General features: G+C 72.4%; 27 protein-coding genes. 12 read left to right on the forward strand and 15 right to left on the reverse strand.

The genetic code is table 11. The annotated features are described in order from the left end of the window. Positions 1-23: 23 nt before the first annotated feature. From ACFZDE_RS03400 to ACFZDE_RS03415, 4 genes are all read right to left on the reverse strand, one after another. Positions 24-377 (reverse strand): UBP-type zinc finger domain-containing protein, encoded by a 354-nt coding sequence (locus ACFZDE_RS03400; protein WP_391196969.1) that lies wholly within the window; start codon positions 375-377, stop codon positions 24-26. Further along, positions 374-1,819 (reverse strand): ATP-binding protein, encoded by a 1,446-nt coding sequence (locus ACFZDE_RS03405; protein WP_391196970.1) that lies wholly within the window; start codon positions 1,817-1,819, stop codon positions 374-376. The genes ACFZDE_RS03400 and ACFZDE_RS03405 overlap by 4 nt, the downstream gene beginning before the upstream one ends. Beyond that, on the reverse strand, positions 1,816-3,492 hold the full coding sequence (locus tag ACFZDE_RS03410) for an FAD-dependent oxidoreductase (RefSeq protein ID WP_391196972.1): 1,677 nt from the start codon (positions 3,490-3,492) through the stop codon (positions 1,816-1,818). Before ACFZDE_RS03410 ends, ACFZDE_RS03405 begins: the two co-directional genes overlap by 4 nt. 106 nt (positions 3,493-3,598) lie before the next feature. After that, a complete protein-coding gene (locus ACFZDE_RS03415; RefSeq protein WP_391196974.1) occupies positions 3,599-3,952 on the reverse strand; it encodes a VOC family protein in 354 nt (117 codons plus the stop codon). Positions 3,953-4,015: 63 nt separating this feature from the next. Here ACFZDE_RS03415 and ACFZDE_RS03420 point away from each other — a divergent pair, with 63 nt between their 5' ends. Continuing rightward, complete coding sequence (locus ACFZDE_RS03420; protein WP_391196976.1) at positions 4,016-4,897, forward strand: universal stress protein; 882 nt, start codon at positions 4,016-4,018, stop codon at positions 4,895-4,897. 13 nt (positions 4,898-4,910) lie between these two features. Here ACFZDE_RS03420 and ACFZDE_RS03425 read toward each other — a convergent pair whose 3' ends face one another. The 3 genes from ACFZDE_RS03425 to ACFZDE_RS03435 form a co-directional block, all read right to left on the reverse strand. Beyond that, positions 4,911-6,143, reverse strand: a complete 1,233-nt coding sequence (locus ACFZDE_RS03425; protein WP_390990477.1) for a DUF4032 domain-containing protein — start codon at positions 6,141-6,143, stop codon at positions 4,911-4,913. 63 nt (positions 6,144-6,206) lie between these two features. Then, positions 6,207-6,953 carry an MBL fold metallo-hydrolase gene (locus ACFZDE_RS03430; protein WP_391196980.1) on the reverse strand — a complete coding sequence of 249 codons (747 nt, stop codon included), beginning with the start codon at positions 6,951-6,953 and terminating at the stop codon, positions 6,207-6,209. A gap of 130 nt (positions 6,954-7,083) precedes the next feature. After that, entirely contained in the window at positions 7,084-7,707 is a 624-nt protein-coding gene (locus ACFZDE_RS03435) for an alpha-ketoglutarate-dependent dioxygenase AlkB (protein ID WP_391196983.1), read from the reverse strand. Between the two features lie 102 nt (positions 7,708-7,809). Here ACFZDE_RS03435 and ACFZDE_RS03440 point away from each other — a divergent pair, with 102 nt between their 5' ends. Both ACFZDE_RS03440 and ACFZDE_RS03445 read left to right on the forward strand, forming a co-directional pair. Further along, on the forward strand, positions 7,810-8,448 hold the full coding sequence (locus ACFZDE_RS03440) for a TetR family transcriptional regulator (RefSeq protein WP_390990468.1): 639 nt from the start codon (positions 7,810-7,812) through the stop codon (positions 8,446-8,448). 17 nt (positions 8,449-8,465) lie between these two features. Beyond that, entirely contained in the window at positions 8,466-10,139 is a 1,674-nt protein-coding gene (locus ACFZDE_RS03445) for an FAD-binding dehydrogenase (RefSeq protein ID WP_391196985.1), read from the forward strand. A 19-nt stretch (positions 10,140-10,158) separates the two neighbouring features. On the opposite strand, the gene ACFZDE_RS03450 is transcribed toward ACFZDE_RS03445, so the two are convergent. From ACFZDE_RS03450 to ACFZDE_RS03460, 3 genes are all read right to left on the reverse strand, one after another. Next, positions 10,159-10,509: a DUF488 family protein gene (locus ACFZDE_RS03450; protein ID WP_391196987.1), complete on the reverse strand. Its 351-nt coding sequence runs from the start codon at positions 10,507-10,509 to the stop codon at positions 10,159-10,161. 117 nt (positions 10,510-10,626) lie between these two features. Next, positions 10,627-10,881 (reverse strand): WhiB family transcriptional regulator, encoded by a 255-nt coding sequence (locus tag ACFZDE_RS03455; RefSeq protein WP_030844076.1) that lies wholly within the window; start codon positions 10,879-10,881, stop codon positions 10,627-10,629. A gap of 103 nt (positions 10,882-10,984) precedes the next feature. Then, positions 10,985-12,202 carry a saccharopine dehydrogenase C-terminal domain-containing protein gene (locus ACFZDE_RS03460; protein WP_391196989.1) on the reverse strand — a complete coding sequence of 406 codons (1,218 nt, stop codon included), beginning with the start codon at positions 12,200-12,202 and terminating at the stop codon, positions 10,985-10,987. Positions 12,203-12,304: 102 nt separating this feature from the next. Between ACFZDE_RS03460 and ACFZDE_RS03465 the strand changes: the two genes are divergently transcribed. After that, the gene (locus ACFZDE_RS03465; protein WP_391196991.1) at positions 12,305-13,066 is read left to right on the forward strand and encodes a TetR/AcrR family transcriptional regulator C-terminal domain-containing protein; all 762 of its coding nucleotides are present in this window, start codon (positions 12,305-12,307) and stop codon (positions 13,064-13,066) included. A 3-nt stretch (positions 13,067-13,069) separates the two neighbouring features. Here ACFZDE_RS03465 and ACFZDE_RS03470 read toward each other — a convergent pair whose 3' ends face one another. After that, positions 13,070-13,969, reverse strand: coding sequence for an ArgP/LysG family DNA-binding transcriptional regulator (locus ACFZDE_RS03470; protein ID WP_391197456.1), 900 nt, complete (start codon positions 13,967-13,969; stop codon positions 13,070-13,072). Positions 13,970-14,038: 69 nt separating this feature from the next. Here ACFZDE_RS03470 and ACFZDE_RS03475 point away from each other — a divergent pair, with 69 nt between their 5' ends. Together ACFZDE_RS03475 and ACFZDE_RS03480 are read left to right on the forward strand one after the other, a co-directional pair. After that, on the forward strand, positions 14,039-14,656 hold the full coding sequence (locus tag ACFZDE_RS03475; RefSeq protein WP_391196993.1) for a LysE family transporter: 618 nt from the start codon (positions 14,039-14,041) through the stop codon (positions 14,654-14,656). Positions 14,657-14,739: 83 nt separating this feature from the next. Beyond that, positions 14,740-16,032, forward strand: coding sequence for an MFS transporter (locus ACFZDE_RS03480; protein ID WP_391196995.1), 1,293 nt, complete (start codon positions 14,740-14,742; stop codon positions 16,030-16,032). A gap of 4 nt (positions 16,033-16,036) precedes the next feature. On the opposite strand, the gene ACFZDE_RS03485 is transcribed toward ACFZDE_RS03480, so the two are convergent. From ACFZDE_RS03485 to ACFZDE_RS03495, 3 genes are all read right to left on the reverse strand, one after another. Further along, a complete protein-coding gene (locus ACFZDE_RS03485; protein ID WP_097214739.1) occupies positions 16,037-16,492 on the reverse strand; it encodes a cyclic nucleotide-binding domain-containing protein in 456 nt (151 codons plus the stop codon). A 276-nt stretch (positions 16,493-16,768) separates the two neighbouring features. After that, complete coding sequence (locus ACFZDE_RS03490) at positions 16,769-18,238, reverse strand: aminotransferase class I/II-fold pyridoxal phosphate-dependent enzyme (protein ID WP_391196997.1); 1,470 nt, start codon at positions 18,236-18,238, stop codon at positions 16,769-16,771. A gap of 72 nt (positions 18,239-18,310) precedes the next feature. Then, a complete protein-coding gene (locus tag ACFZDE_RS03495; protein ID WP_390990444.1) occupies positions 18,311-18,532 on the reverse strand; it encodes a hypothetical protein in 222 nt (73 codons plus the stop codon). Positions 18,533-18,801: 269 nt separating this feature from the next. Here ACFZDE_RS03495 and ACFZDE_RS03500 point away from each other — a divergent pair, with 269 nt between their 5' ends. The 6 genes from ACFZDE_RS03500 to ACFZDE_RS03525 all read left to right on the forward strand — a co-directional run bounded on the left by ACFZDE_RS03500 (position 18,802) and on the right by ACFZDE_RS03525 (position 22,957). Beyond that, a complete protein-coding gene (locus ACFZDE_RS03500; protein WP_390990441.1) occupies positions 18,802-19,236 on the forward strand; it encodes an ATP-binding protein in 435 nt (144 codons plus the stop codon). A 200-nt stretch (positions 19,237-19,436) separates the two neighbouring features. Beyond that, positions 19,437-20,297 (forward strand): SigB/SigF/SigG family RNA polymerase sigma factor, encoded by an 861-nt coding sequence (locus tag ACFZDE_RS03505; protein ID WP_390990438.1) that lies wholly within the window; start codon positions 19,437-19,439, stop codon positions 20,295-20,297. Positions 20,298-20,328: 31 nt separating this feature from the next. Continuing rightward, positions 20,329-20,586: a DUF5133 domain-containing protein gene (locus tag ACFZDE_RS03510; protein ID WP_390990435.1), complete on the forward strand. Its 258-nt coding sequence runs from the start codon at positions 20,329-20,331 to the stop codon at positions 20,584-20,586. Positions 20,587-20,698: 112 nt separating this feature from the next. After that, a complete protein-coding gene (locus ACFZDE_RS03515; RefSeq protein ID WP_391196998.1) occupies positions 20,699-21,556 on the forward strand; it encodes an ANTAR domain-containing protein in 858 nt (285 codons plus the stop codon). Between the two features lie 101 nt (positions 21,557-21,657). Continuing rightward, positions 21,658-22,494: a DUF1206 domain-containing protein gene (locus tag ACFZDE_RS03520; RefSeq protein WP_390990429.1), complete on the forward strand. Its 837-nt coding sequence runs from the start codon at positions 21,658-21,660 to the stop codon at positions 22,492-22,494. 28 nt (positions 22,495-22,522) lie between these two features. Next, the gene (locus tag ACFZDE_RS03525) at positions 22,523-22,957 is read left to right on the forward strand and encodes a hypothetical protein (protein WP_390990427.1); all 435 of its coding nucleotides are present in this window, start codon (positions 22,523-22,525) and stop codon (positions 22,955-22,957) included. A 30-nt stretch (positions 22,958-22,987) separates the two neighbouring features. Here ACFZDE_RS03525 and ACFZDE_RS03530 read toward each other — a convergent pair whose 3' ends face one another. Then, the gene (locus ACFZDE_RS03530; protein WP_391196999.1) at positions 22,988-25,231 is read right to left on the reverse strand and encodes an FUSC family protein; all 2,244 of its coding nucleotides are present in this window, start codon (positions 25,229-25,231) and stop codon (positions 22,988-22,990) included. Positions 25,232-25,262 lie beyond the last annotated feature (31 nt).

Raw genomic sequence — 25,262 nt, forward strand, 5'->3', positions numbered from 1 at the left:
ACCGGACAGCGAACCCCGAGCTCTTAGGCCCGCAACATCTTCGCCCAGTCCGCCGGCACCCGCCCCGCCGGTCCCGGCGCGGGCTGGTCGGCCGGATGACTCACCGGCGCGGCCAGCTCCGGCCCGCCCTCGTACAACGCGTTCGTCGCGTAGTCCCAGTACCAGTCCTCACCCGGCTCGAAGCTCTGCACCAGGGGGTGCCCGGTCTCCCGGAAATGCCCCGTCGCGTGCTTCGCCGGTGAACTGTCACAGCACCCCACGTGCCCGCACTGCGCACACCGCCGCAGGTGGAACCACCACCCCCCGGCCGCATCGCACTCCGCGCACCCGCTGCCGCTCGGCGGCACGCTCGGGTCGATGCCGTTCTCGCCACTCATGCAGACTCCTCCTCGACCGCCGTCAGCGGAAGCAGTACCTGGAAACGCGTGTCCCCCGGCTCCGACTCCACCTGGATGCTCCCGTGGTGCTTGTTGACCACGATCCGCCAGGAGATGTCCAGCCCGAGCCCGGTCCCCTCACCGACCGGCTTGGTGGTGAAGAAGGGGTCGAAGATCCGCCCCCGGTCCTCCGCCGGGATTCCGACGCCCGTGTCACCGAACTCCACGAGCAGCCGGTCGTGTTCGAGCGCCGTCCGCACGGTCAACGTGCCCTCCCCGCCCGCGCTGTTCATCGCCGCGACCGCGTTGTCGATGAGGTTCGTCCACACCTGGTTGAGCTCGGCGGGGTAGGCGGGGATCTGCGGCAGTGTCCGGTCGTAGTCCTTGACGACCTTGATCCGCTTGCCGATCTTGCCCGACAGCATCAGCAGGGTGGAGTCGAGGAGTTCGTGCACGTCGGCGTGCCGGAAGGGCGCCCGGTCGAGCTGTGAGTACTGCTTGGCCGCGTCGACGAGGTGGGAGATACGGGCGGTCGAGTCGCTGATCTCGTCCATCAGCAGCTCGGTCTCGACGGTGTAGTTGAGCCACCCGATCGCGCTGGGCAGGATGTCCTCGTCCACCGCCGCCGCGATCTGGTCCAGCCAGTCCACGTCGAGACCGGCCTGTACGAACGTGGGCGCGATCCGCCAGCCTTCCGGGATGCCCCGGTCGTCCAGCCAGTCCGTCACGGCGTCCTCCCGGTCGGAGGCTTCCAGCGGGCTCAAGCCGGGTGCCTTCGCGACCCGTTCGGCCGTGCGCTCCTGGATGTCGATGAGGTTGGCCATGACCTCGGGGGAGTACGAGCCCTGCGCGATGACCGCCAGCTTGTGGCGCATCTTGCCGACCCGCTCCCGCAGCGTCGCGGTCGCCCGTACGGCCGCAGCGGCCGGATTGTTCAGCTCGTGCGTCAGACCCGCCGACAACGAGCCCAGCGCCAGCAACCGTTCGCGCTGCCCGATCGCCCGCTGGGTGCTCTTCGAACCGAAGAACAGCCCCTCCAGCAGATGCACCGCCATCGGGAACCACTCCTGCATGATGCCCGCGAAGGTGTCGGCGGGCAGCACGAAGAACCGCGTCGGCTCGGTGACGCGCATGGAGTTGTTGTAGACCTGCCGCACCCGGTCGCCCAGATACGCCTGCATGGACCCCGCGTACACGCCCCGCTGGGAGGTCCGGGTCACCTCCACGTCGTCCCCGCCGACCCGGCGGTACAGCACCACCGAGCCTTCGAGCATCACGTAGAAGCAGGTGGCGGGCTCGCCCTCGGTGTACACCGGTCCGGGCTCGAACCGCTCCACCCGCCCCTCGCCGCACAGCCTGCCGAGCTGCTCGGGCGTGAGCTTCTCGAACAGGAACAGCGCCCCGATCTCCCGCGGGTCGCAGGGCGCCGCCCGCCCGCTCATGACTGCTCCAGGTACCGGTGGACGAGCATCACGGCCATGGCTCCCTCTCCGACGGCGGACGCGACCCGCTTGGCGGACTCCGAGCGGGCGTCACCCGCCACGAACACGCCGGGCACATTGGTCTCCAGGTGGTACGGCGGCCGGTCCAGCTCCCAGCCCTCCGGCGGACGGCCGTCCGCGCCCAGGTCGGGCCCGGCGAGGATGAAACCGCGCTCGTCGCGCAGCACGGTGCCGTCCAGCCAGTCGGTCAGCGGGGCCGCCCCGATGAACACGAACACCCACTGCGCGTCGACCTGTTCGCTCTGCCCGCTGTCCACGTCCCGCAGGGTCAGCCGCTCCAGCCGGCCGTCGCCGTGGGCGGCCTCGACGACCGTGCGGGTCCGGACCCGGATGTTGGGGGACTCCTCGATCTGCTGGATCAGATAGTGCGACATCGACGCCGACAGCGACTCCCCGCGCACCAGCAGGGTCACCGACTTGGCGCCCCGCGACAGGTACATGGCCGCCTGCCCGGCGGAGTTGGCGCCGCCGACGATGTACACGTCCTGGTCCTGACAGGCCGGGGCCTCCGTCAGGGCGGACCCGTAGTACAGGCCGCAGCCGGTCAGGTCCTCGCAGCCGGGCGCCGCCAGTTGCCGGTAGGACACGCCGGTCGCCAGGATCACGCTGTGCGCGGCGACCGCCGAGCCGTCGGAGAACCGCACGATCCGCGCCGCGCCGTTGACATCGAGGGCCGTCACCTCGCGCGCGGTGAGGATCTCGGCGCCGAACTTCGCCGCCTGCCGCCGCGCCCGGTCGGTGAGCTGCGCCCCCGACACGCCGTCGGGGAAACCGAGGTAGTTCTCGATGCGCGAGCTCTGCCCCGCCTGACCACCGGTCGCCGACCGCTCCACCAGCACCGTCCGCAGCCCCTCGGAGGCGCCGTAGACCGCCGCGCCGAGCCCGGCCGGGCCGCCGCCGATGACGACCAGGTCGTAGAAGTCGGCCGTCGGTGTCGTCGCCAGACCGACCCGGGCGGCGAGGTCCACGGCCTCGGGCTCGACCAGCGGTGTCCCGTCCGGCGTGATCACCACCGGCAGCCGCAGCCCGTCCTCGCCGGCCGCGGCCAGCAGCCGCCGCCCCTCCGGCTCGTCGGCGGAGTACCAGCGATACGGCACCTGGTTGCGCGCCAGGAACTCCCGCACGTCCGAGGAGCGCGAGGACCACCGGTGCCCCACCACCTTGGTGCTGGGCACGGGCCGGAAGTCACTGGTCTTCCACGCCTGGAGCAGGTCGTCGAGGACCGGGTACAGCTTCTCCTCGGGCGGGTCCCACGGCTTCAGCAGGTAGTGGTCGAGGTCGACGACGTTGATCGCGTCGATCGCGGCGTTGGTGTCCGCGTAGGCGGTCAGCAGCACGCGCCGCGCGCCCGGGTAGACATCCAGGGCCTGTTCGAGGAACTCGATGCCGTTCATCTGCGGCATCCGGTAGTCGGCCAGGATCACGGCCACGAGATCGCCGCGCAGCTTCAGCTCCCGCAGCGCCTCCAGCGCGGACCCGCCGGACTCCGCCCGCACGATCCGGTACGACGCGCCGTACCGCCGCCTCAGGTCCCGGGCCACGGCGCGGGAGACACCCGGATCGTCGTCCACGGTCATGATGACGGTCCGCGCCGAATCGGCGGCCTGTGCCATACGTCCCCCACACCGGGCGGTCGACTCACGGCACGGCGCCCCGGGGCACCGCGCCGACCTGAGCCCATCGTATGTTCGATCGCGGCGCCGTGCCCGGATACGGCGATCAGCTGTGGAAGGCCCCCAGCACGCAGAACTCGTTGCCCTCCGGGTCGGCGAGCGTCACCCAGGGCTGCTGGCCCTGCCCGATGTCGGCGTGCCGCGCACCGAGCGCCAGCAGCCTGGCCACCTCGGCCTCCTGGTCGTCGGGCCGGAAGTCGAAGTGCAGACGGTTCTTGATGGACTTCTTCTCCGGCACCGTCGTGAACAACAGGCCCGGCAGCCGGTCCGGGGCGGGCCGGATCTCGAACTCGTCGGGTTCGTCGTTCACCACCACCCAGCCCAGCGCCTGCGCCCACCAGCGGCCGAGGGCCTCCGGGTCGGCCGAGTCCACCATGACCTGCTCCCACTCCAGTGACATGCGGGCAGTGTAGGGAAGACTGATCATGAGCACGTAGTGAATCGCGACGAGGGAGACAGCCGGATGACACGCCCGATCACCGCAGGGGTCGACGGATCGCAGGAGAGTCTCGCCGCCCTGGCGTGGGCGGCGCGGGAGGCGGTGCGGCGCGACCTGGCGCTCCGGGTGGTGCACGCCTGGCGGGTGCACTCCTCGGATTCGGTCGAGGCGGGGGTCGCCGGGGACGCGGACAGCCAGGCCGAGTGGGTGCACAGCGCGGTGACCGCCGCCGTCGCGACCGTCACCGAACGGCACCCGGACCTCGCGGTGACCACCGATGTCATCGAGGGCCCGGTGGCCGACACCCTGGTCGCCGCCGCGGCGGACGCCGAGACGCTGGTCCTCGGCTCGCGCGGGCACGGCCGTATCGTCGGCTTCCTGCTCGGCTCGGTCGGCCAGCAGGTGATCGCCGCGACCACCCGTCCCGTGGTGCTGGTCCGGGCCGCGGACCAGCCCTCGTCCGAGGCGGCCGGGCGGGAGGTCGTCGTCGGTCAGCAGGGCGACCCGGAGGACAGCGCCGAGGCGCTGCGCTTCGCCTTCGAGACGGCCGCCGCCCGTGGGGCTACCGTGCGGGTGGTGCGCGCCTGGAGCCTGCCACCCGTCTTCGCCTACAGCCCGGGCTCGCTGAAACTCCTCGACGAGGCCGGGGGGCTGGAGCCGTACGAGAGGAAGAGCCTGGCCGCCGCGGTCCGGCCGTGGCGGGAGCGCTTCCCCGGCGTGCCGGTCGAGGAGCACGTGGAGATGGGCAGCGCCAGCCAGGTGCTGCTGTCGGTGGCCGGGACGGCCCAGCTGATGGTCGTGGGCCGCCGGGCCCACCGCACGGCCGTCGGGGCCCGCATCGGCTCGGTGGCCCACGGGATGCTGCACCACGCGGACTGCCCGGTGGCGGTGGTGCCGCACGAGTGAGGGCCCCGGCCCCTCACTCCGTCGTCGGCTGGAGCGTCTTGCCGGCCGTGGGCAGGATGTTTTGGACGTAGTCCTCGACGACCGCGTCCAGGCCGATGTCGTGCTGGGCCCGCTCGGACAGGTACCAGCGGTGTTCGAGGAGCTGGTGGTAGATCTCCGCCGGCTCCATCGCACCGCGCAGTTCGAGCGGCACCGCCCGCACGGTCGGCCGGAACACCTCCCGCACCCAGCGGTGGGCGAGCACCTCGGGGCGGGCGGACAGGGGATCGCCGGGCGCGTAGTCGTCCTGGGTCGCCATCCAGCTCTCCAGGTCGTTCAGCAGCCGCCGGGCCTGGTTCTCCTCCGTGTCGAGACCGGTCAGGCGCAGCAACTGGCGCTGGTGGTGGCCCGCGTCGACGACCTTGGGCACGAAGCTGACCGTGTCGCCGTTCGAGGCGTGCTCGATCTGCATCTCGGCGACGTCGAAACCGAGGTCGTTGAGCCGGCGGATCCGGCGCTCGATGTAGTGGTACTTGCCCGCCGGGTACACCGAGGCCCGGGTCAGCTCGTCCCACAGGCCGCGGTAGCGGGCGCAGATCTCCGTGCCGAACTCGATCGGGTCCACGGACGGGTGCAGCGCACCGGACGCCTCCAGGTCCAGCAGCTCGCCGCTGATGTTCACGCGCGCGAGGTCGAGGTCGTACTCCCGCTGCCCGGTGCTGAGCTGCGGGTGCAGATCACCGGTCTCGGCGTCCACGAGATACGCGGCGTAGGCGCCCGCGTCGCGCCGGAAGAGGGTGTTGGACAGCGAGCAGTCACCCCAGGCGAACCCGGCCAGGTGCAGTCGCACCAGGAGCACGGCGAGCGCGTCCATCAGCCGGTGCATGGTGGTGGGCCGCATGGTCGTCTCGAACATCGAGCGGTACGGCATCGAGCCGCCCAGGTGCCGGGTGACCAGGACGCTCTCCAGCGGGGCGCCGCTGTCGTCGGTGCGTCCGGTGACCACGGCCAGTGGGTCCACCGACGGGATGCCGAGGCGGTCCAGGTCGCGCAGCATGTCGTACTCACGCAGCGCGGGGCGCTCGGCCAGTTCCTTGACGGCGATCACCTCGTCGCCCGCCCGGGAGTAGCGCACCACGTGCCGGGAGATGCCGCGCGGCAGCGGCACCAGGTACTCTTCCGGCCACTCCTCCAGAGGTACGTCCCACGGCAGTTCCAGCAAGAGCGCGGGGTGCTCGGGGTTGGTCGCGCTGATCTGCAGTGCCATGGGCCGGGTGTCCTTGTCTCGCCGCCGGTCGTCACATCAGATGATGAGAGGGCGTGTTTCAGATTAGAGGGCGCGTTCCCGGGCCCGGAGGGCGGCGTCCCGCACCGGCCCGTGGTGCACCGGCCCGTGCCCCGGCAGCAGCAGCTCGCCCTCCAGCTCCGCGAGCACCTCCAGGGAGGCCAGGGCACGGGGCCGCTCGTGGTGGAACATGTCCGGCAGCAGCTGCGGCCCCTCCACCCGCGAGGTGGGGTGCCCGCTGGCCAGGGCGTCCCCGGAGACCAGTACGCCGGTGCCGGGCAGGTGGTAGGCGCAGTGCCCGTCGGTGTGCCCCGGGGTGTGCACCGGCACCGGCCGTCCGGGCAGGTCCAGCGCGCCCGCCGAGGGGAACGCCTGGGGAGCCGTCACCGGGACGGGGGTCGTGCCGCCCGAGCGCAGCGCGTGCACCGCCCAGGGCAGCACACCGGGCCGCCAGCCGTTCCTCAGCACCGTCCCGATCGAGACCTGGTGGAGGAACTCCCGGCGCGCGTGCGGCACTTCGGCCTCGTGCAGATACACGGGCGTGCCGTACGTGGCGCGCAGGTACTCCGCGCTGCCCAGATGGTCGTTGTGCGCGTGCGTGATCAGTACGGCCGCGACCGCCTCCGGGGAGGAGCCCACCTGCGCGAGGGAGGCGAGGAGCTGCTCCCGGTCGCCGGGGTAGCCGGTGTCGATCAGCGTGACGGCGTCCCCCTCCGTGAGGATCACCCAGTTGGTGTTCGAACCGTGCACCAGGTAGGTGCCGTCCGCTGCTTGCTGTACGTCCGCCCGCATGATCGCCCGCCTCGTGTGGTCCCGGTACCGGCCCGACGGGATGAAGAAAAGCAGAGACCGTGACGGGCGGAATCACCGGGTCCGCCCTAACGGAGCCGAGCGGCGGGGGCGTTCGGGCGGGGGCCCGTGCTCAGCGCACGCCGTGCGGGCGGAACTGGATGCTGATGCGCGGTTCCGTCGCCCGGGCGCTCTTGGGGATCGCGTGCTCCCAGGTGCGCTGGCAGGAGCCGCCCATCACGACCAGATCGCCGTGGCCGAGGGGGCGGCGCACAGTGTCCCGGCCGCCGCGCAGCGGGCGCAGCAGCAGGTCACGGGGTGCTCCGACCGACAGGATCGCGACCATGGTGTCCTCGCGGGCCCCGCGCCCGATCCGGTCGCCGTGCCAGGCGACGCTGTCCCGGCCGTCGCGGTAGTAGCACAGCCCGGCGGTGGCGAACGGCTCGCCCAGCTCCTCGCGGTAGTGGGCGCTCAACGCGTCCCGGGCCTCGGTCAGCACCGGGTGCGGCAGCCGGTCGTCAGCGCCGTAGAAGGCGAGCAGGCGGGGGACGTCGACGATGCTGTCGTACATCTTGCGGCGTTCCGCGCGCCACGGGACCTCGGCGGCCAGTCGTTCGAACAGGTCGTCCGAGCCGGTGAGCCAGCCGGGCAGCGTGTCCAGCCAGGCGCCGAAGCCGAGGTGGGTACGGCCGATCCCGTCGAGAGAGCCGAGGCGGAGCTCGTCGGCCTGGTCGAAGAGGGAGCCCTGGAGGTGCATGCCCTCAGCCTATCGCTTAATCGAAAATATGTTCCATGAGCAACTCGCTCTTTCGATACATCCATGTATCCAATACAGTCCCGTATCGAAAGGGGGGCGGGTATGGCAGCCGAGGGCAGGACCGGGCGGGTGACCAGGCGTCGTGTGCACACGCGGGCCAACCTCCTGGACGCGGCGTTCTCCGTCTTCGCGGCCAAGGGCTTCGGGCACGTCTCGATCGAGGAGGTCTGCGAGGCCGCCGGCTACAGCAGAGGCGCCTTCTACTCCAACTTCTCCAGCCTCGACGAGCTCTTCTTCGCCCTCTACCGCGAGCGGGCCGACCTCATCGCCGAGCAGGTCTCCGGCGCCCTCGCCCTCGACGGGCCCGGCCTCGACGTGCCCGCCGCCGTCGACCGCGTCACCGACGTGCTGCTGCTCGACCGCGACTGGCTCCTGGTGAAGACGGACTTCCTCGTGCACGCCGCCCGCGACCCGCAGGTGGCGCGCAGCCTGCTCGAACACCGCGCGCGGCTGCGACGGGCCATCGCCGAGCGGCTGGGCCGGGCCCGCGGGCACACCGAACTGCCCGCCGTCCTGGGCGACACGGACGGCGCCGCCCACGCCGTGGTCGCCGCGTACGACGGCGTCACCGCCCAACTGCTGCTGGATCGGGACCTGGACCACGCCCGCGCCTGGCTGAAGCAACTGCTCACGGCCCTGCTGACCGACGGCAGCGGCACCCTCGATCACACGAAGAACTGAAGAAGGGAACGGTCGCCATGGATGCCGATGTCATCGTCGTCGGAGCGGGCCTCGCCGGCCTGGTCGCGGCGCACGAACTGACCAGCAGGGGCCGCCGGGTCGCCCTCGTCGACCAGGAGAACGCGGCCAACCTCGGCGGCCAGGCCTTCTGGTCCTTCGGCGGGCTGTTCCTCGTCGGCTCGCCCGAGCAGCGCCGCCTGGGCATCAAGGACTCCTTCGACCTCGCCTGGAGCGACTGGCGCGGCAGCGCGGGCTTCGACCGGCTGGACGACGAGGACTCCTGGGCCGTGCGCTGGGCACGGGCCTACGTCGAGTGGGCCGCGGGGGAGAAGCGGTCCTGGCTCGACGGGCACGGCATCACCTTCCTGCCCACCGTCGGCTGGGCCGAGCGCGGCGACCTCACCGCGCACGGACACGGCAACACCGTGCCCCGCTTCCACATCGCCTGGGGCACCGGCACCGGCGTCGTCGAACCGTTCGTCCGCTACGCTCAGCAGGCCGCCCGCGACGGACTGCTCACCTTCCACCACCGCCACCGCGTCGACGCCCTGGTCGTCGAGGACGGCACGGCCCGCGGTGTGCGCGGCACGGTCCTGGCCGAGGACCCCTCGCCACGCGGCGTCGCCTCCAGCCGCGACGCGATCGGCGAGTTCGAACTCACCGCCCAGGCCGTCATCGTCACCAGCGGCGGCATCGGCGCGAACCACGACATCGTCCGCCGCCACTGGCCCGAGCGGCTCGGCACCCCACCGAAGGAGATGGTCACCGGCGTCCCCGCCTACGTCGACGGGCGGATGCTCGGCATCAGCGCCGAGGCCGGTGTCCGGCTGGTCAACCGCGACCGCATGTGGCACTACACCGAGGGCCTGCGCAACTGGGACCCGATCTGGCCCGGCCACGGCATCCGCATCCTGCCCGGACCGTCCTCGATGTGGTTCGACGCCCTCGGCCGCCGCCTGCCCGGTCCGTACCTGCCCGGCTACGACACCCTCGGCACCCTCAAGCACCTGCGCACCACCGAGGACATCGCCGGGTACGACCACTCCTGGTTCATCCTCACGCAGAAGATCATCGAGAAGGAGTTCGCGCTGTCGGGCTCCGAGCAGAACCCCGACATCACCGCCAAGGACCGCGCCGGATTCCTCAAGGAACGCATCCTCGGCAAGGGCGCGCCGGGACCGGTCGACGCGTTCCTGCGCAAGGGCGCCGACTTCGTGACCGCGTCCACCGTCGAGCAGCTCGTCGAGAAGATGAACGACCTCACCGACAAACCGCTCCTCGACGCGGCGGGAATCAAGCGCCAGATCGAGGCCCGCGACCTGCAGATCGCCAACCCCTACGCCAAGGACGCCCAGGTCCAGGGCATCCGCAACGCCCGCCGCTACATCGGCGACCGCCTCGGCCGGGTCGCCACCCCGCACCGCATCCTCGACCCGGAGGCCGGTCCGCTGATCGGCGTCAAGCTGCACGTCCTCACCCGCAAGACCCTCGGCGGCATCCAGACCGACCTGGACTCCCGCGCCCTGGGGATCGACGGCAAGCCGGTCGAGGGGCTGTACGCGGCAGGCGAGGTGGCCGGTTTCGGCGGCGGTGGCGTCCACGGCTACAACGCCCTGGAGGGCACCTTCCTCGGCGGCTGTCTCTTCTCGGGCCGGGCGGCGGGCCGCGCGGCGGCGAAGCAGACCGCCTGACGGACCCGGGCCCCGCTCCTCAGCCGTCGAGGAGGCGGGTCAGCACGGTGGCGTGGCTCTGCTCCGGCGTCTTCGACGCGGTCAGCAGGGTCACGTCGCCCCCGCGGACCAGGTCACGCACACGGTCGAGCGCCTCGCCGGCCTCCTCGGAGGCCAGCTCCGCCTCGTAGCGCTCGGCGAACTCCTCGTACGAGCCCTCGCCCGCGTGGTACCAGCGGCGCAGCTCCGTCGACGGAGTGAGCGCCTTGGGCCACTCGTCCACCCGGGCCGCGTCCTTCGCCAGTCCGCGCGGCCACAGCCGGTCGACCAGGACCCGCACCCCGTCCTCGGGTTCGGCGGGATCGTAGACACGGCGCACGCGCACGCTCATGGTCGGCTCCTCTCCGCGGCGTACGGACACGTGCCGCGAGCCTAACCCCGGCCGGACGCCCGCACCCCTGGGGACCGCCGCCGGTGCGGCGAGGGTCCCCAGGGGTGCGGGCCGATGTCAGCCGGAGCGACGGCGGGCGGCCGTGCGGCGCTTCAGCGCACGCCGTTCGTTCTCGCTCGTCCCGCCCCACACACCGATGGACTGACCGGTGTCCAGGGCCCATTGCAGACACTGCTCCTGCACGGGGCAGCGCCGTCGGCACACCGCCTTGGCCTGCTCCGTCTGGAGCAGAGCCGGGCCGGAGGTGCCGATCGGAAAGAAGAGCTCGGGGTCCTCGTGCCGACAGGCAGCGTGGTCTCGCCAGTTGTCCATCGAAGTCACCTGCATCGCAGTAGAAACGTGCTCTCTCGTCTGCTTACTCCCTTTCGGGTCACCTGTCGATGCCCGCTGAAACAGGGCGTTCCCGGACAGTCGTTCACTGCTCCCGCATGCCCCAGGGGGAGCCGTAGTCCGTCAGCAGGTCCAGGAACGGCCGGGCCGGGAAGGCCTCCGGGCCGAGCACGCCCGCACCGGACCAGGCGCCCGTGGCGAGGAGTTCGAGCGCGACGACCGGGTTGATCGCCGTCTGCCACACCACCGCCTGGGAGCCGTACTCCGCCATCGACCACTGGTTGTCGACCACGTGGTACAGGTACACCTCACGCGGCCGCCCGTCCTTCGTGCCCTTCACCCAGGTGCCCGCACACGTCTTGCCGTGCATCCGCTCGCCCAGGCCGGCCGGGTCGGGCAGGCAGGCGGCGACCACGTCCCGCGGCGAGACCTTCACCGGCCCGTCCGGCCCCGGCACGGTCACCGGGTCGGTGCGGTCCAGGCCCAGCAGGTGCAGCGTCTTCAGCGTCTCGACGAACTCCCGCCCCAGGCCGTACTTGAAGGTCACCCGGCGCGCGTCGACCCAGCGCGGGACGAGCAGCACCTCCTCGTGCTCCACGTTCACGCACTCGACCGGGCCGATACCCTCGGGGAAGTCGAAGACCTCGGGCTCGCTGAACGGTTCGGTGGTGAACCAGCCCTTGCCGCTCTCATAGACGACCGGCGGGTTGAGGCACTCCTCGATGGTGGTCCAGATGCTGAACGAGGGCGCGAAGTCATAGCCGTCGACGGTCAGGTTCGCGCCGTCGCGGATGCCGATCTCCTCGATCTCGTCGAAGAGTTCGTCGGCGGCGTACCGCGCGAACACGTCCGACAGGCCCGGCTCCACCCCCATGCCGACGACGGCCAGCAGCCCCTCCTTCTCCCAGTCGGCCGCCTGCGTGAACTGCTCGTCGCCGAGCTTGACCCCGCACTCCTCGTACGGCCGCTCGGCGTGCGGACGGGACAGCGACATCGCCATGTCGAGATAGGTGGCGCCCGCGGCGCGGGCCGCTCGGAACAGAGGCATCACGAAACGGGGGTCGGTGGCGTTGAGCAGGACGTCGCAGCGATGCCACTTCAGCAGACGGGTCACGGCCGCCTCGTCGCCCGCGTCCACCTGCTCCGCGGTGAACCGCGCGTCGCCGTCCAGGGCCGCGACCGCCGCCTCGGCCCGGGCCGGGTCGTAGTCCGCCACCACCATCGCCTCGAAGAACGGCCGCCGGGCCGCGATCCGGGTGATCGCCCCGCCCACACCACCGGCACCCACGAGCAGTACACGCATGACAAAAACTCCCTTTTTGCGAAGAACGTGACGCGTCCTTGCAGTGATGAAACGCCGCCCCGTGTCATAAGGTCAATGGCGTTGGCATAAGGAGGAGACGTCGTGCCCAAGCCCGTGGTGCCCGAGGAGAAACGTCGCCGGCGCAGGCCCACCAAGAGCGGCACCGTGCTGTCCGAGGAGCTGATCGTCGAGACCGCGCTGCGCATGCTGCGCGAACACGGCAGCGCCGGACTGACCGCCCGCCGGCTGGGCCTCGCCCTGGACGCCGACCCGAGCACGCTCTACCGGTACTTCCGCGGCATGGACGACCTCACCCTCGCCATCGGCGACGCGCTGATCGGTCAGGCCCTCGCGGGCTGGCGGCCCACGGGGGAGTGGCGGGCCGACCTGCGGGCCTTCGGGCTGCGCATCCACGCCGCGTACCTCGCCCATCCGCAGGCCGCCCTGCTCACCACCAACCGCGTCACGGGCCGGGCCCACGAGCTGGCCGCGGACGAGACCGTCCTGGACGTCCTGCGCCGAGCCGGTTTCCCGCTGCCCGACACCGTGCGCATCTACCACGCCTTCATCGACCAGACCCTGGCCTTCGCCGCGCTGGACGCCGCCTCGCTGGCCCTGCCCAGCGACTCGCTGCACGCCGACGAGGACATGTGGCGCTCCACCTACACCCGCCTGCCCGCCACCACCCACCACCGCATCGCCGAGGCGGCCCCCCTGCTCGCCACCCGCATGCTCACCAGCGCCTACCCGACGGCCCTGGACATGCTGCTGGACAGCGCGGCGTCCCGGCTGGAGGACATCCGGGGCCAGGGGGTCTCTCACGGACCTGCGCGGCGTCGCGACGATCTCCCGGAAACCCCCTGAGCGTCACACCCGCAGCGCCCGGGCCGCCGTCGCCGTCACCGTGTCCGCGACCTGGGCCAGCGCCGGCGAGTCCAGCCGCCACTGCTGCCAGTACAGCGGGACGTCGACCACGCGGTCCGGGGCGATGCCGACGAGCCGGCCGGCGGAAAGCAGGGGATCGGCCTGGGGCTCCGGCACCAGGCCCCACCCCAGCCCCGCGGCCACGGCCTCGACGAACCCCTCCGAGGTCGGCACGTAATGCCGCAGCGCGCTCGCACCGCTCCGCCCCCGGGTGAGCCGGCGGACGAAGCCGTCCTGGAAGTCGTCACGCCGGTCGAAGACCACCACGGGCACCTCCGTGAGCACCCGCGCCAACGGCCCGCCGAGATGGCGCGCGGCGAAGTCCGGCGCCGCCACGGGCAGATAGCGCATCCGCCCGAGCGAGCGCACGGAGCAGCCCGGCACCGGGTCGGGCGACGAGGTCACCGCGGCCATCACCACGCCCTCCCGCAGCAGGGCCGCCGTATGGTCCTCGTCCTCGCGGCGCAACTCGAAGCACAGCCGCGGCTCCTGCGGCACGCGCGAGAGCACCGGCAGGAACCAGGTGGCCAGCGAGTCGGCGTTCACCGCGACCGACACCCGGATCGGCTCCCCGGTGTCGGCCAGCCCCAGCTCCGCGTAGGCGTCGTGCTCCAGCCGTGCCACCTGGCGGGCCAGCCGGACCAGCACCTCACCCGACTCGGTCGGCCGCACCGGCTTGGTCCGCAGCAGCAGGACCCGGCCCGTGCGCTGCTCCAGCGCCTTCACCCGCTGGCTGATCGCCGACGGCGTCACATGCAGCGCGGCCGCCGCCGCGTCGAAGGTGCCCTCGTCCACGACGGCGAGCAGGGTCCGCACCTGGTCCAGCGGGAGATCGGTCATCATCACGCGTGCTAATGATACGTAAGAATCTTTAGCTGGACCCGGATGGGACGCGTCCGTAGCGTCGACGCCATGACCAGCACCTTCACCGCCGGTGCCGCCGGTTTCGGCACCGGACTGTCCCTCATCGTCGCCATCGGCGCCCAGAACGCCTTCGTCCTGCGCCAGGGGATCCGCCGCCAGGCCGTCCTCGCCGTGGTCGCCATCTGCGCCCTGTCGGACGCGGCGCTGATCGCGCTCGGGGTCGGCGGGGTCGGCGCGGTGGTGGTGAAGTGGCCGGGCGCCCTGACGGCGGTCGGCTGGATCGGCGGCGCGTTCCTGCTGGTCTACGGTGCGCTGGCGGCCCGCCGGGTGCTGCGGCCGGGCGGTGACGGGCTGCGCACGGAGGGGGAAGCGGCCGGGTCGGTGCGCCGGGCCGTGCTCACCTGCCTGGCGATGACCTGGCTCAACCCGCACGTCTACCTCGACACCGTGTTCCTGCTGGGCTCCGTCGCCGCCGACCACGGTGAGCTGCGCTGGACCTTCGGCCTCGGCGCGGTGCTGGCCAGCCTGTGCTGGTTCACCGCCCTCGGTTTCGGGGCCAGGCTGCTCGGCCGTTTCCTCGCCAGGCCGGCCGCCTGGCGCGTCCTGGACGGCCTGGTCGCCGCCACGATGATCGTGCTCGGCGCCGTGCTCGTCGCCGGAAGCTGACCCCTCGGCCGTGGTGGCCGGACCGGCTGGTGCGATAGTGATCCCCGCCCGGAAAGATGTAGCGAGCATCGAGGAAGCGGCGCGTGGACACGAGCGAGAGCACGACCGAAGAGCGGGAACCCCGGCCGCCGGAGCCTCGGCGGCGCGGCCTTCGGCGCTGGGCCATGGACACCCGCCCCCTGCGCCGCCCCGCCTACCGGCGGCTGTGGGTCTCGACCATCGTCACGGCCGTCGGCAGCCAGCTCACCGCCGTCGCCGTCCCCAAGCAGATCTACGACATCACCGGCTCCTCGGCGTGGGTCGGCGCGGCGAGCCTGGCCGGGCTCGTGCCCCTGATCGTGTTCGCGCTGTGGGGCGGGGCGATCGCCGACGCCATGGACCGGCGCAAGCTGCTGCTGATCACCAACAGCGGCATCGCCGTCACCTCGCTGCTGTTCTGGCTCCAGGCCTTCGTGGGACTGGAATCGGTGGGCGCGCTCATGCTGCTGCTCGCCGTGCAGCAGGCCTTCTGGGGCCTCAACGCGCCGGCCCGCACCGCTTCCATAGCCCGGCTGGTCCCCGAGGACGAGCTGCCCGCGGCGGGCGCCCTCGGCTCGACCGTGATGCAGACCGGACAGGTGGCGGGGCCGCTGCTCGCCGGCGCCCTCATCCCCGTCATCGGGCTGCCCGAGCTGTACCTCATCGACGCCCTGGCCCTGTGCGTGACGGTGTGGGCGGTGTACCGGCTGCCGGCGCTGCCGCCCCTGGCCGGCTCGGCGGTGCGGCGCGCGGGCGTGAAGGAGATCGCCGCCGGTTTCCGCTACATCTCCGGGCACACGGTGCTGCTGCTGTCGTTCCTCGCCGACATCATCGCCATGGTCCTCGGCATGCCCCGCGCCCTGTTCCCGCAGCTCGCCTCCCAGACCTACGCCCCGTACGGCGAAGGCCTCGCGCTGGGCCTGCTGTTCGCGGCGATCCCGATCGGCGCCGTGCTGGGCGGGCTGTTCTCCGGCACCTTCTCCAGGGCCCGGCGGCACGGCTGGATGGTCATCGGGGCGGTGGTCGTCTGGGGTGCGGCCATCGCCGGCTTCGGGCTGAGCCGCAACCTCTGGGTCGCGGTGGCGTTCCTCGCCCTCGCCGGGGTGGCCGACATGGTCTCCATGGTCTTCCGCGGGGCGATCCTGCTGTCCGCGGCCACCGACGACATGCGCGGGCGCATGCAGGGCGTGTTCACCGTCGTCGTGGCGGGCGGCCCCCGGCTCGCCGACGTGCTGCACGGCACCGCGGGCAGCGCCTTCGGTCCGCGCACCGCCGTCACGGGCGGCGGGCTCCTGGTCGTCGCCGTGATGCTGGGGCTGGCCGCCGCCGTCCCCGCGCTGCGGCGCTACCGCGTCTGACGCCTCACAGCGCTCCCCGCCGGTGCAGGGTGTACTGCTCCATCAGCTTGCCCCGGGTCATCTCCAGCCGGTGCGCGAGCACCTCGGCGACGTTGCGCACCAGCATCACCCCGAGCTCCGGCTCCTCCTCGCACAGGTTGAGCACGGCCTGCGCGTCGAACTCGTAGGCCCGCACCGGGCTGAAGGCCACCGCGCCGAAGTCCCAGGTGTACGGCGGGAACAGCCACGACCAGCCGAGCAGGTCGCCCGCGCCGAGGCTGGCCACGGTCACCCGCTGCAGGGAGTTCACCTGCTGGTCCAGGGAGACCGCGCCGGAGCGGATGACCCAGAAGCGGTCGGCCGGGCCGTCCGCCTCGAAGATCCGGGCGTCCTCGGGAAAGGACACCTCCCGGGCGAGCGTCATCAGACGCTGCCGCTGGGGCGGAGGCAGGGCGGTCAGGAGTTTGATCGCTTTGGTCATGCGGAGCTCCTCGCCGGGCGGTCGACTGGGGCGCTGTCCCCCCATCCCATTTCAGCCGCTGCCGGGGCCGTGGGCACCTCGGCGTACGAGACTTCTTGCGACGGACCGTCCGGGCATGAAAAAGCCCTGGCTGGACGGGGGAGACCAGCCAGGGCCGTAAGCGGTGGTGCGGAGGACGAGGGGTCGACTCCGTCACCACGTATGGATGAACCGTAAACCATCTAGGAGGCGAGCGCGCACGCCGGACCCGGTTGCGTGACCTGTTTCACTTCCCGCTCATGTCGCGAGCACCCGGATCGTCCCCAGTTCCGGGTCCTCCGGGTCGGGCAGGTTCATCCCCGCCTCCAGCCCCGTCCGCAGATACGCGAGCACCGGCTCCGTCAGCCGCTCACCCGGCAGGACCGCGGGAATGCCCGGGGGATACGGCGTGATCATCTCGGCCGCGATCCGCCCCACCGCCTCGGCCACCGGCGCGGACTCGGCCGGGCCGAAGAAGGCGTCCCGGGGCAGCACCGCCTGCTCCATCCGCAGCCGTGCCGGGGACGGCACCTCCACCCGCGGCGCCCTGGGCAGATCCGGCGCGGCCCGCGCGAGATCCCGCAGCGCCTCCAGCAACTGCCCGGTGGTCTCCCGGTCGTCGCCATGGGTGATCTGCGCGCCGATGCGGCGATGGTCCACCAGGTGCGCGTCGATGTGCCGGTGCTCGCGCAGCCAGTCCGCCGCCTGGAAACCCGTGATTCCCAGTCCGGTCAGGTCGATGACACCGGGCAGCGGGTCGAGGTCGTCGGACAGGCCCGGGCCGCAGAAGTCGTCCCGGCCGTTGACGTGCAGTCCGTCGATCTCCCCGATGGCGGTCCGCACCCCGGCCGCGAGGTCCAGCGCCCCGCCCATCAACTCCTCGCCGCGCAGCGCCATCTGCCGCCGCCAGCCGTCCAAGCCCGCGTAGATCAGCACCGAGGGGCTGGTGGTGCCCAGCAGATCCGCCCGCATCCCCAGCAGCTCCGGCGGCACCAGATCGCCCTGGAGATGGAAGACCGAGCCCTGCTCCAGACCGCTGCCCATCTTGTGGATGCTGGTCACGCAGATGTCCGCCCCCGCGTCCATCGCCCAGGACGGAAGATCCGGGTGGAACGGCAGATGCGCGCCCCACGCCTCGTCCACGATCAGCGGCCGCGCGCGCCGGTGACAGACATCGGCGATCGCCCGCAGGTCCGCGCAGCCGCCGTACGGCGTGGGGCTCGTGACCAGCGCGCCCCGGGCGTCCGGATGCGCGGTGAAGGCCTGCTCGAACTCCTGGGCGGACGGCGGATGGGCGAGGTTGCGCTCGGCGTCCCACCGCGGCTCGACCCAGACCGGCTCGATACCCGAGATGATCAGCCCCGCCACCACGGACTTGTGGGCGTCGCGCCCGATCAGCAGCTTCTCGTGCGGCCCGGCCACCGACAGCATCGCGGCCTTCACCGACAGGGAACTCCCGCAGGTGCTGAAGAACGTGTGCTCGGCGTGCACCGCGTCGGCCATCAGCTCCTGGGCCCGCTCCAGCACCCGCCCCCGGGTCAGCCGGTCGTCCAGGCCGCCCGAGGCCAGCACGTCCCCGTGGAACACCGCGTCACCCAGGACCTCCCGGACCGCCGGATCGGCGCCGCGGGCCTGCTTGTGCCCGGGCGGCGTGAACGACAGATGCCCCTTGCGGCGGTACTCGTCCAGGGCTTCCAGAACCGGTGCTCGCGTGTGATCGGCCGTCATGCGCGCCGGGTTCCCGGCGTGTGCCCCCGCAATCCGGTCCCGCCCGCACGATCACCGGCCCTGGCCCCCGGGTCACTCCTGCGGCACGTGCCTGCCCGGAGTCACGATCTCGTCCAGCACCCGCACCACCGCCTCGTAGGCCATCCGCCGCACGGCCGCGTCCCGGGCCCCCTGCGGGTCGGTCGCGCCCAGCTCCCCGCTCCTGGCCCGCCAGGCGCGCTCCTCCCGCGCCGCGCACTCCCTCGCACGCTGGATACGCCGCAGCAGCTCGTCCGAATCCACCACATCGGTCATGCACACCGCGTACCCGCCCAGCGGCCGGCGATGGCACCGGCCCGGGACCGTTCGGGGTGTTTTCGGCTCTTCCGGTCACGGCGGAGGTTTGCAGGTGCGGGGAGAGGTGAGCCGAAGAGTGAGACCGCGGCGCTCACGAGGCGCGCCTCCCCCGGACGCCGTGGCAGGTCGAGCGAGCAGGGGTCCGTGAGCCCCGGGCAGGCCCGTGCGGGCGGCCCCGGATACGCGGTCCGGACTCCGTATCCGTCTGTGCTGTCAGGAGCTGCAGTATGTGCGAGGAGCACATGATCGAACCCGTGTACGAGCCGCCCGGCGCCCACGGTGCCCGCCCGTGCAAACCCGCGGAGGCGCGCCGGGCGGTGGAGCGGGCCGTGGCCGAACGCTGCCGGGCCACCCACACCCCCTGCGACACGGACGCCCTGTCCGACGCGCTGCTCGTCGTGTCGGAGCTGACGACCAACGCGATCCTGCACGGGGGCGGCGTCACCGACTTCCAGGTGGACGTCGACGGCCCCCGCGTGCGGGTCTCGGTGAGCGACCGCAGTGACGCGCTGCCGGTGACCGTGCCCCGCACCGACCCGCACGGACGACTGCGGCACGGCGGCCACGGCTGGCCCATCGTCTGCCGGCTCTCCCGCGACGTGCGGGTGTCGGATCTGCCCGCCGGGGGCAAGTGCATCACCGCCGTCGTAGCCCTGTCCTGAACGCCCCGCGAGCGGGTCCCCGCCAGATTGCACTGCAAAGTGGAGTTTGTTCCCCCGGGTCAAGGGCAGACGCACATTCGTGCTTCGGACCGGAGGCGCCCCAGCGGGAGCGGTATCGCTACCCCGGAGGCCTCCAGGCGTTCCGGGCGGCGCCCTTCCCGCGGTCAACACCTGAAACCACCGTTCAGGAGCGAATCCGCATGCTCATCGAAACGCCCACCCATCGTCCCGGCACGCCCGAAACGACCACCACCGCTTCCCGTCGGCGTCACGACGACGCCCCCGACACCGCCGCCCTCTTCGCCCGGATGACGGAACTCGAGGAGGGCCCCGAGCGGGAGGCGGTCCGCGACGAGCTGGTCACCCTGTGGCTGCCCATGGCCCACCGCATCGCCGGCCGCTTCCGCGATCGCGGTGAGTCCATCGAGGATCTCCGCCAGGTCGCCGCGCTGGGCCTGGTCAAGGCCATCGACCGGTTCGACCCGAGCCGGGGTGCCTTCGAGTCCTACGCCGTCCCCACCATCACCGGTGAGGTCAAGCGGCACTTCCGGGACCGCATGTGGGCCCTGCGCGTCCCGCGCCGTGTGCAGGAACTGCGCAACAAGGTGCGGGTGGCACGCCGCGAACTCACCCAGAACCCGGGAAGCCCCGAGCCCTCCGTGGCGGCCCTCGCCGCCCACACCGGCCTGACCGAGGAAGAGGTCAGCGCCGGGCTCGAGGCCCTGGACAGCTTCAGCACCCTGTCGCTGGACGCCGAACTCTCGGCCGACGACGACGGCTACAGCCTCGCCGACACCCTCGGCGCGGCCGACTCCTCCTACGACATCGTCGTGGACCGCGAGTCCGCCAAGGAAGGCCTGCGCCGGCTGCCGGAACGCGAGCGGGCCATCCTGTACATGCGCTTCTTCGAGGACATGACCCAAAGCCGCATCGCCGACCACCTCGGCATCTCCCAGATGCACGTCTCCCGCCTCATCAGCCGCAGCTGCGCCCGGGTGCGCGACGAGGTCATGGGGCAGCGGACCGGCAACCGGGGCAGCGGTCCCTCCACCACGGCCTGACCATCCGACCCCCACGAGGAGCGAAACGACCATGCTGAGGCCCCACCCCGCCGTGCTGCGCCGACTCGTCGACGAGTACCAGGCCCTGGCCGCCGCCGAGGCCGCCCGCGGCCCGGCGGAGCCGAATCCCAGGATGCGCGACCTGGCGTACACGCTGTGCGTCTCCACCGGCACCCGGGACGTCGAGCGCGCCCTGGAAGCCGCCCACCGGTGGCTCGCGGCCGCACCGGCCCGGGAAACGGCCGTCCCGGCGGCCGGAGGGCGTATGCCCACCCCGGAGCCCGCCTGATGCGCGTGTGCCGCTGACCCTTCGGGGAAGACGAGCGGGACGAGGGCCCGGCCGACGGCGGAAGCCGCGGCCGGGCCCGTTCGCGTCACGCCACCGACACCCAGGGAGTCCCATGTCCACAGCCGGGCGGGCAGCGGCCCACGAAGACGGCGAACTGGAGCGCTTGCGCACCGAGCTGCGCGACCTGCGGGCCCGGGCCCGGGTCCGCCCGCTCATCTCCCAGGCACAGGGCATCGTCCAGGAGCGGTACGCCCTGCCCGACGGGGAGAGCGCCTTCGCCCTGATGCAGCGGGCGTCGCAGCGGTACAACATCAAGCTGCGCACCCTGGCCGGCGTCCTCGTGACCGCACCGCGCCCCGACGACCCGGAGACCCTGTGGTTCCCGCGGCGCGTCCGCGCCCCGGAGCCCGAGCTGACGTTCACCCGGGCCCACCGGTCCGGGGCCGGCAGCCGCGGGGCCGTCCTGAAGGCCGTACTGAGCTCCACCCTGGCCGTGGTCGGCACCGACATGGGCAACGTGCAGCTCAGCGACCCCGCCCGGGGCGGCCTGAGCATCGAGCGGCACACCGGTCTCACGGCCGACTTCGTCGACTTCTTCGCCCATGTCGGTGAGGAGGGCACGTCCTGCGCGCGGGCCGCCCGGGACGGCGCCCAGATCACCGTGCGCGACGTCGAGAGCGACCCGGTGTTCACCGAACCGGCCCGGCAGGCCATCCTCGCGGCGGGCAGCAGGGGCTGCCACAGCGTCCCGCTGACGACCGCGTCCGGGCTGTGCGTCGGCATGGTCTCAGCCCATGTGGACCGGCCCCTGGACCCGCTGACCACGGCCCAGACAAAGGCCCTCGACACCCTCGGGAGCCAGGCGGGCCGCTGGCTCGCCTGGCACGACCGCACCGTGGTCCTGGACGCCCTGGAGCACCTGCACACCCTCGGCCGGGCCGGACGGGGGACGAGCTTCCGGCGGTCCTGACACCGCGCTGGAACCGGAACCCCCTGGTCCATGGAGCGGCCATGGAGTGTGCAGGGTGTGTGAACGCCGACCCGGGGCATCCGCACTGCCGGGAGGTCGACATGAACACGAGTGCGATGGCACAGAGCGGTCGCTTCCGGGCCCGGCGCATGGCCAGGGGCTCGGTGACCGAGGGGGCGGCACGGGCGGGTTTCGCCGCCCGGGGCGTGATCTATCTGCTCGTCGGGGCGTTGGCCCTGCAGATCGCCTTCGGCGACACCGGCCGGCAGGCCGACCGCGGGGGAGCCCTCCAGGAACTGGCACAGAAGCCCTTCGGCGCGGTGCTGCTGTGGGCACTGGGCATCGGGCTCGTCGGCATGGCCCTGTGGCGGCTGTCCGAAGCGCTCTTCGGCTCCGTCGGCAAGGACGGCCGCAGCGCACGCAAGCGGCTGATGGCGACGGTCCGCTGCGCCTTCTACGTCTTCGTCGCCTACTCGGTGCTGACGTTCGCCGTCAGCCGCCACCAGAGCGGCGGATCCAGCGACCAGCAGTCCCGGGACGCCACCGCCATGGCCCTGGAGATCCCCGCCGGACAGTGGCTGGTCGGCCTCGCCGGCCTCGGGATCGTCGTCGCGGGCGGCTGGATCGCCGTACGCGCGGTGCTGCGCAAGTTCCACGACAAGATGCGGCTGGGTCAGCTGAGCCGGCGGACGCGGCAGCTGGTGGACATCACCGGCGTGGCCGGGGGCGCCGCCCGCGGGCTGGTGTTCGCGGTCGCCGGGGTCTTCGCCGTCCGCGCCGCCGTCGACTACGAACCCGATCGGGCCAAGGGCCTGGACGACACCCTGCGCACCTTCGCCGACACCCCCCTCGGCCCCTGGCTGCTGGTCTGCGTCGCGGCCGGGCTGGTGCTCTTCGGGGTGTTCTCGTTCGCGATGGCCCGGTGGCGACGCGTCTGAGCCGCGTCTGGCGGGGAACACGGTGCCAATGAGCGATTCCGAGATTCCGCATGGCGACGGCCGGCCCGTGGACGCGTACCTGGACCTCCTGCGCATCCGGATGGACACGGAGGACTACCGCCTTCTGATGCGCGCGGTGGAACCGGTCCTCGAGGCGATCGACGAGGAACGCCTGTCCAGCCTCGACTTCGCGCTCGACTCCGGCGCCGACGACGAACTGCCCCAGGAGATCCGTGACGAGGTGGCCCTCGTCATCGCCACCGCCGTCACCGGCCGCCTCGACAACGAAGTGGTCGAACTCGACGTCGACGACACCGGCCCGGTCAGGATCGTCACGGACGCCACCACCGCGTCCGACCCGGTCCGCCTCGGTGAGATAGCCGAGTACATCCGGGACCGGCACAAGCAGACCGAGGAACTGCGGGGCATCGCCGAGGTGAGCGGGCTGCCCACGGACTTCTGACGGGCCCCCGCCCGCATCCGTGAACGGCCCTCAGCCCTTGGGCGCCGCCACCGGCACCCCCAGCGGCCGGGCGAGACCCACCACGGCCTCGTCCAGCCGCTCCAGATGCCGCAGCACGCGGTCGGTGATGCGGCCGTAGCGCGGTGTGCCGGCGTCGGACCCCAGCAGGGAGGCGATGCTCGGCCCGGTCTCGACCTGCGCGCCCACGTGCTCGTCGGCGACCCGGGCCGCGATGGTCTCGATGTTGCGCACCGTGCGCCCGGCGGCCCCGCGCAGTCGCGGGTCCGCCGCGATCGAGGGGTGCGTCGGCAGCAGCTCGGCGGTCGCCGCCAGCGTCCGCGCGTGGTACGCGCACGTCTCCAGCAGCGCCACCACGTACCGGGCCGTGTTGCGCCGGGTCCGCAGCGGCGTGACGGGGTGCATCAGCGGCTGGGTCGCCGCCCGCAGATCCGCCAGCGCCTGGTCCAGGTCGCGCGCCCTGTCCAGCAGCTCGTCCGCCGACCCGCCGCTGAGCTGGCCCACGGCGGCCTCCGTGACCTCCGCCAGCCGCTCCAGCACGGTGCCGAGCAGTTCGTTCGTACGGCGGTCCGTCCGCACCGGCAGCACCAGCGCCGCCGCCACCACCCCGCAGGCCGCGCCGAGCGCCGTCTCCTCGATCCGCAGCACCAGCACGTCGAGGCTGTAGGTGTGCAGCAGCGTGTACAGCAGCCCGAGCATCGCGGTGACGAAGAACGACATCAGGGTGTACGACAACGGCGCCGAGTAGAACATCGCGAAGATCAGCACCAGGACCAGGGCGAACGCCGTCCAGGTGTGGTTGCCGACCAGGCCCGCCAGCACTATTCCGGCCACGACGCCGAACACCGTCCCCAGCAGCCGCCGGTACCCCTTGACCAGGATCTCGCCCGTCGACGACGTGTTGATGAAGACGATCCAGCACGTCAGCACCGCCCAGTACCAGCGCTGCGTGGACAGCAGCTCGCCCCCCACGATGGCCAGCGACGAGCCGACGGCGACCTGCACCGCGGCCCGGGTGGTGGGCCGCCGCAGCCCGGTCTGCTCCTCCTGCTCGCTCTCCTCGCCGCCGCCGTCGATCGCGGCGTCCTCGGCGTCCAGTTCCTCACGGGAGCGGGCCGTCGCCGGGGAGTCGTCCGAGTCGTCCTGGGGGCCGTCCAGCGCGATCCGCAGCCCGAGCACGGAGCGGGCCGACTCGCCGATGCCGCGGAAGACGTCCTGGAGGGCCGCCGACGCGGGCGGTAGGTTCTCCTCGTCCCGGTAGCCGAGAAGGCGGTTGCGCACATGGGCCAGTCCGGTGCCCGTGTCGCCGCCGCCCGACCGCAGCACCAGGGTGTGCAGCGCCAGCAGATCGCGGCGGAGCGTGGCCCCGGCCTCGTCCGGCATGGCCGGACCGGTGATCGTCGGAGCGGGCGCACCCGGCAGGTGCAGGGTCAGCGTGTCGGCCCGTTCGGCGGTGCGCGCGGTCAGCAGCAGCAGCCCGAGCCGCTCGGCGGCGATCTCGGCGTCGGCGATCCTGCGCTGCACGAGCCTGGCCGCCGACTCGTCCGGGGTGCCCTCCTCCAGCCGGCCCTGGATCATCATGGCCGTCTCGTGCAGCCGCGCGGTGCCGTCGCGCAGCGCCTTCAGTACCTTGTCCATCTCCTCGGCCGGGGCGTCGAGGAGTTCGAGCTGCGCGGACACCAGCTGGGCCAGCCGGGCGCGGAAGGCCAGGCGCAGCCGCAGCAGCACACCGGTGGGCGTCGCGGGCACCACCGCGAAACGCATCAGGGCACTGGAGCCGAACGCCAGCGCCATGGCACCGCACAGCGCGGGCAGCGACGCGACGGTGGCTCCGACGAACAGCGACAGGAAGTAGACCTGGAAGCCGATCAGCCCCAGCGCGGTGCCCCGGTCGCCGAACCGGCGGCCGTAGACCGCGCAGAAGATCAGGACGACGAAGAAGGCGTCACCGATCACGACCCGCGTGTTGAGCACCGCCCCCAGCGACACCGAGGCCAGGGCCACCGGAAGCCCCAGCGCCAGGGTCACCGCCTGAGCGCCGAGCTGCGTCTCCCGGATGGCGAAGGTGGCGACCATCGCCGCGATGGCCCCCGCCACCAGAATGTGCACGTCGGCGCCGAACAGGGAGAGCACGGCGACGGTCAGCGCGATCGCGCCGACCGTCCGCAACCCGGCGGTCAGACGCAGCAGACCGGGGTCGGACGCCGCGATCCGGTCCCGCAGTCGTGCCCGCACCGCGCGTCCCGCTGCCCTCACGCCGCCGCACTCTCTCCCGACTCACACCAAG

Origin of the sequence: Streptomyces sp. NPDC007929 (assembly GCF_042959065.1) — a bacterium.
Lineage (GTDB): Bacteria > Actinomycetota > Actinomycetes > Streptomycetales > Streptomycetaceae > Streptomyces.

Bases quoted from the DNA above. Each gene is read 5' to 3' on its own strand.
- ACFZDE_RS03410 (WP_391196972.1), bottom strand. From the start codon at position 3,492: ATGGCACAGGCCGCCGATTCGGCGCGGACCGTCATCATGACCGTGGAC.
- ACFZDE_RS03415 (WP_391196974.1), bottom strand. From the start codon at position 3,952: ATGTCACTGGAGTGGGAGCAGGTCATGGTGGACTCGGCCGACCCGGAG.
- ACFZDE_RS03495 (WP_390990444.1), bottom strand. From the start codon at position 18,532: ATGACCGATGTGGTGGATTCGGACGAGCTGCTGCGGCGTATCCAGCGT.
- ACFZDE_RS03400 (WP_391196969.1), bottom strand. From the start codon at position 377: ATGAGTGGCGAGAACGGCATCGACCCGAGCGTGCCGCCGAGCGGCAGC.
- ACFZDE_RS03455 (WP_030844076.1), bottom strand. From the start codon at position 10,881: ATGGACAACTGGCGAGACCACGCTGCCTGTCGGCACGAGGACCCCGAG.
- ACFZDE_RS03450 (WP_391196987.1), bottom strand. From the start codon at position 10,509: ATGAGCGTGCGCGTGCGCCGTGTCTACGATCCCGCCGAACCCGAGGAC.
- ACFZDE_RS03435 (WP_391196983.1), bottom strand. From the start codon at position 7,707: ATGCACCTCCAGGGCTCCCTCTTCGACCAGGCCGACGAGCTCCGCCTC.
- ACFZDE_RS03490 (WP_391196997.1), bottom strand. From the start codon at position 18,238: ATGACGGCCGATCACACGCGAGCACCGGTTCTGGAAGCCCTGGACGAG.
- ACFZDE_RS03405 (WP_391196970.1), bottom strand. From the start codon at position 1,819: ATGAGCGGGCGGGCGGCGCCCTGCGACCCGCGGGAGATCGGGGCGCTG.
- ACFZDE_RS03515 (WP_391196998.1), top strand. From the start codon at position 20,699: ATGTCCACAGCCGGGCGGGCAGCGGCCCACGAAGACGGCGAACTGGAG.
- ACFZDE_RS03420 (WP_391196976.1), top strand. From the start codon at position 4,016: ATGACACGCCCGATCACCGCAGGGGTCGACGGATCGCAGGAGAGTCTC.
- ACFZDE_RS03475 (WP_391196993.1), top strand. From the start codon at position 14,039: ATGACCAGCACCTTCACCGCCGGTGCCGCCGGTTTCGGCACCGGACTG.
- ACFZDE_RS03520 (WP_390990429.1), top strand. From the start codon at position 21,658: ATGAACACGAGTGCGATGGCACAGAGCGGTCGCTTCCGGGCCCGGCGC.
- ACFZDE_RS03510 (WP_390990435.1), top strand. From the start codon at position 20,329: ATGCTGAGGCCCCACCCCGCCGTGCTGCGCCGACTCGTCGACGAGTAC.
- ACFZDE_RS03430 (WP_391196980.1), bottom strand. From the start codon at position 6,953: ATGCGGGCGGACGTACAGCAAGCAGCGGACGGCACCTACCTGGTGCAC.
- ACFZDE_RS03485 (WP_097214739.1), bottom strand. From the start codon at position 16,492: ATGACCAAAGCGATCAAACTCCTGACCGCCCTGCCTCCGCCCCAGCGG.
- ACFZDE_RS03440 (WP_390990468.1), top strand. From the start codon at position 7,810: ATGGCAGCCGAGGGCAGGACCGGGCGGGTGACCAGGCGTCGTGTGCAC.
- ACFZDE_RS03460 (WP_391196989.1), bottom strand. From the start codon at position 12,202: ATGCGTGTACTGCTCGTGGGTGCCGGTGGTGTGGGCGGGGCGATCACC.
- ACFZDE_RS03445 (WP_391196985.1), top strand. From the start codon at position 8,466: ATGGATGCCGATGTCATCGTCGTCGGAGCGGGCCTCGCCGGCCTGGTC.
- ACFZDE_RS03470 (WP_391197456.1), bottom strand. From the start codon at position 13,969: ATGATGACCGATCTCCCGCTGGACCAGGTGCGGACCCTGCTCGCCGTC.
- ACFZDE_RS03425 (WP_390990477.1), bottom strand. From the start codon at position 6,143: ATGGCACTGCAGATCAGCGCGACCAACCCCGAGCACCCCGCGCTCTTG.
- ACFZDE_RS03500 (WP_390990441.1), top strand. From the start codon at position 18,802: ATGTGCGAGGAGCACATGATCGAACCCGTGTACGAGCCGCCCGGCGCC.
- ACFZDE_RS03505 (WP_390990438.1), top strand. From the start codon at position 19,437: ATGCTCATCGAAACGCCCACCCATCGTCCCGGCACGCCCGAAACGACC.
- ACFZDE_RS03525 (WP_390990427.1), top strand. From the start codon at position 22,523: ATGAGCGATTCCGAGATTCCGCATGGCGACGGCCGGCCCGTGGACGCG.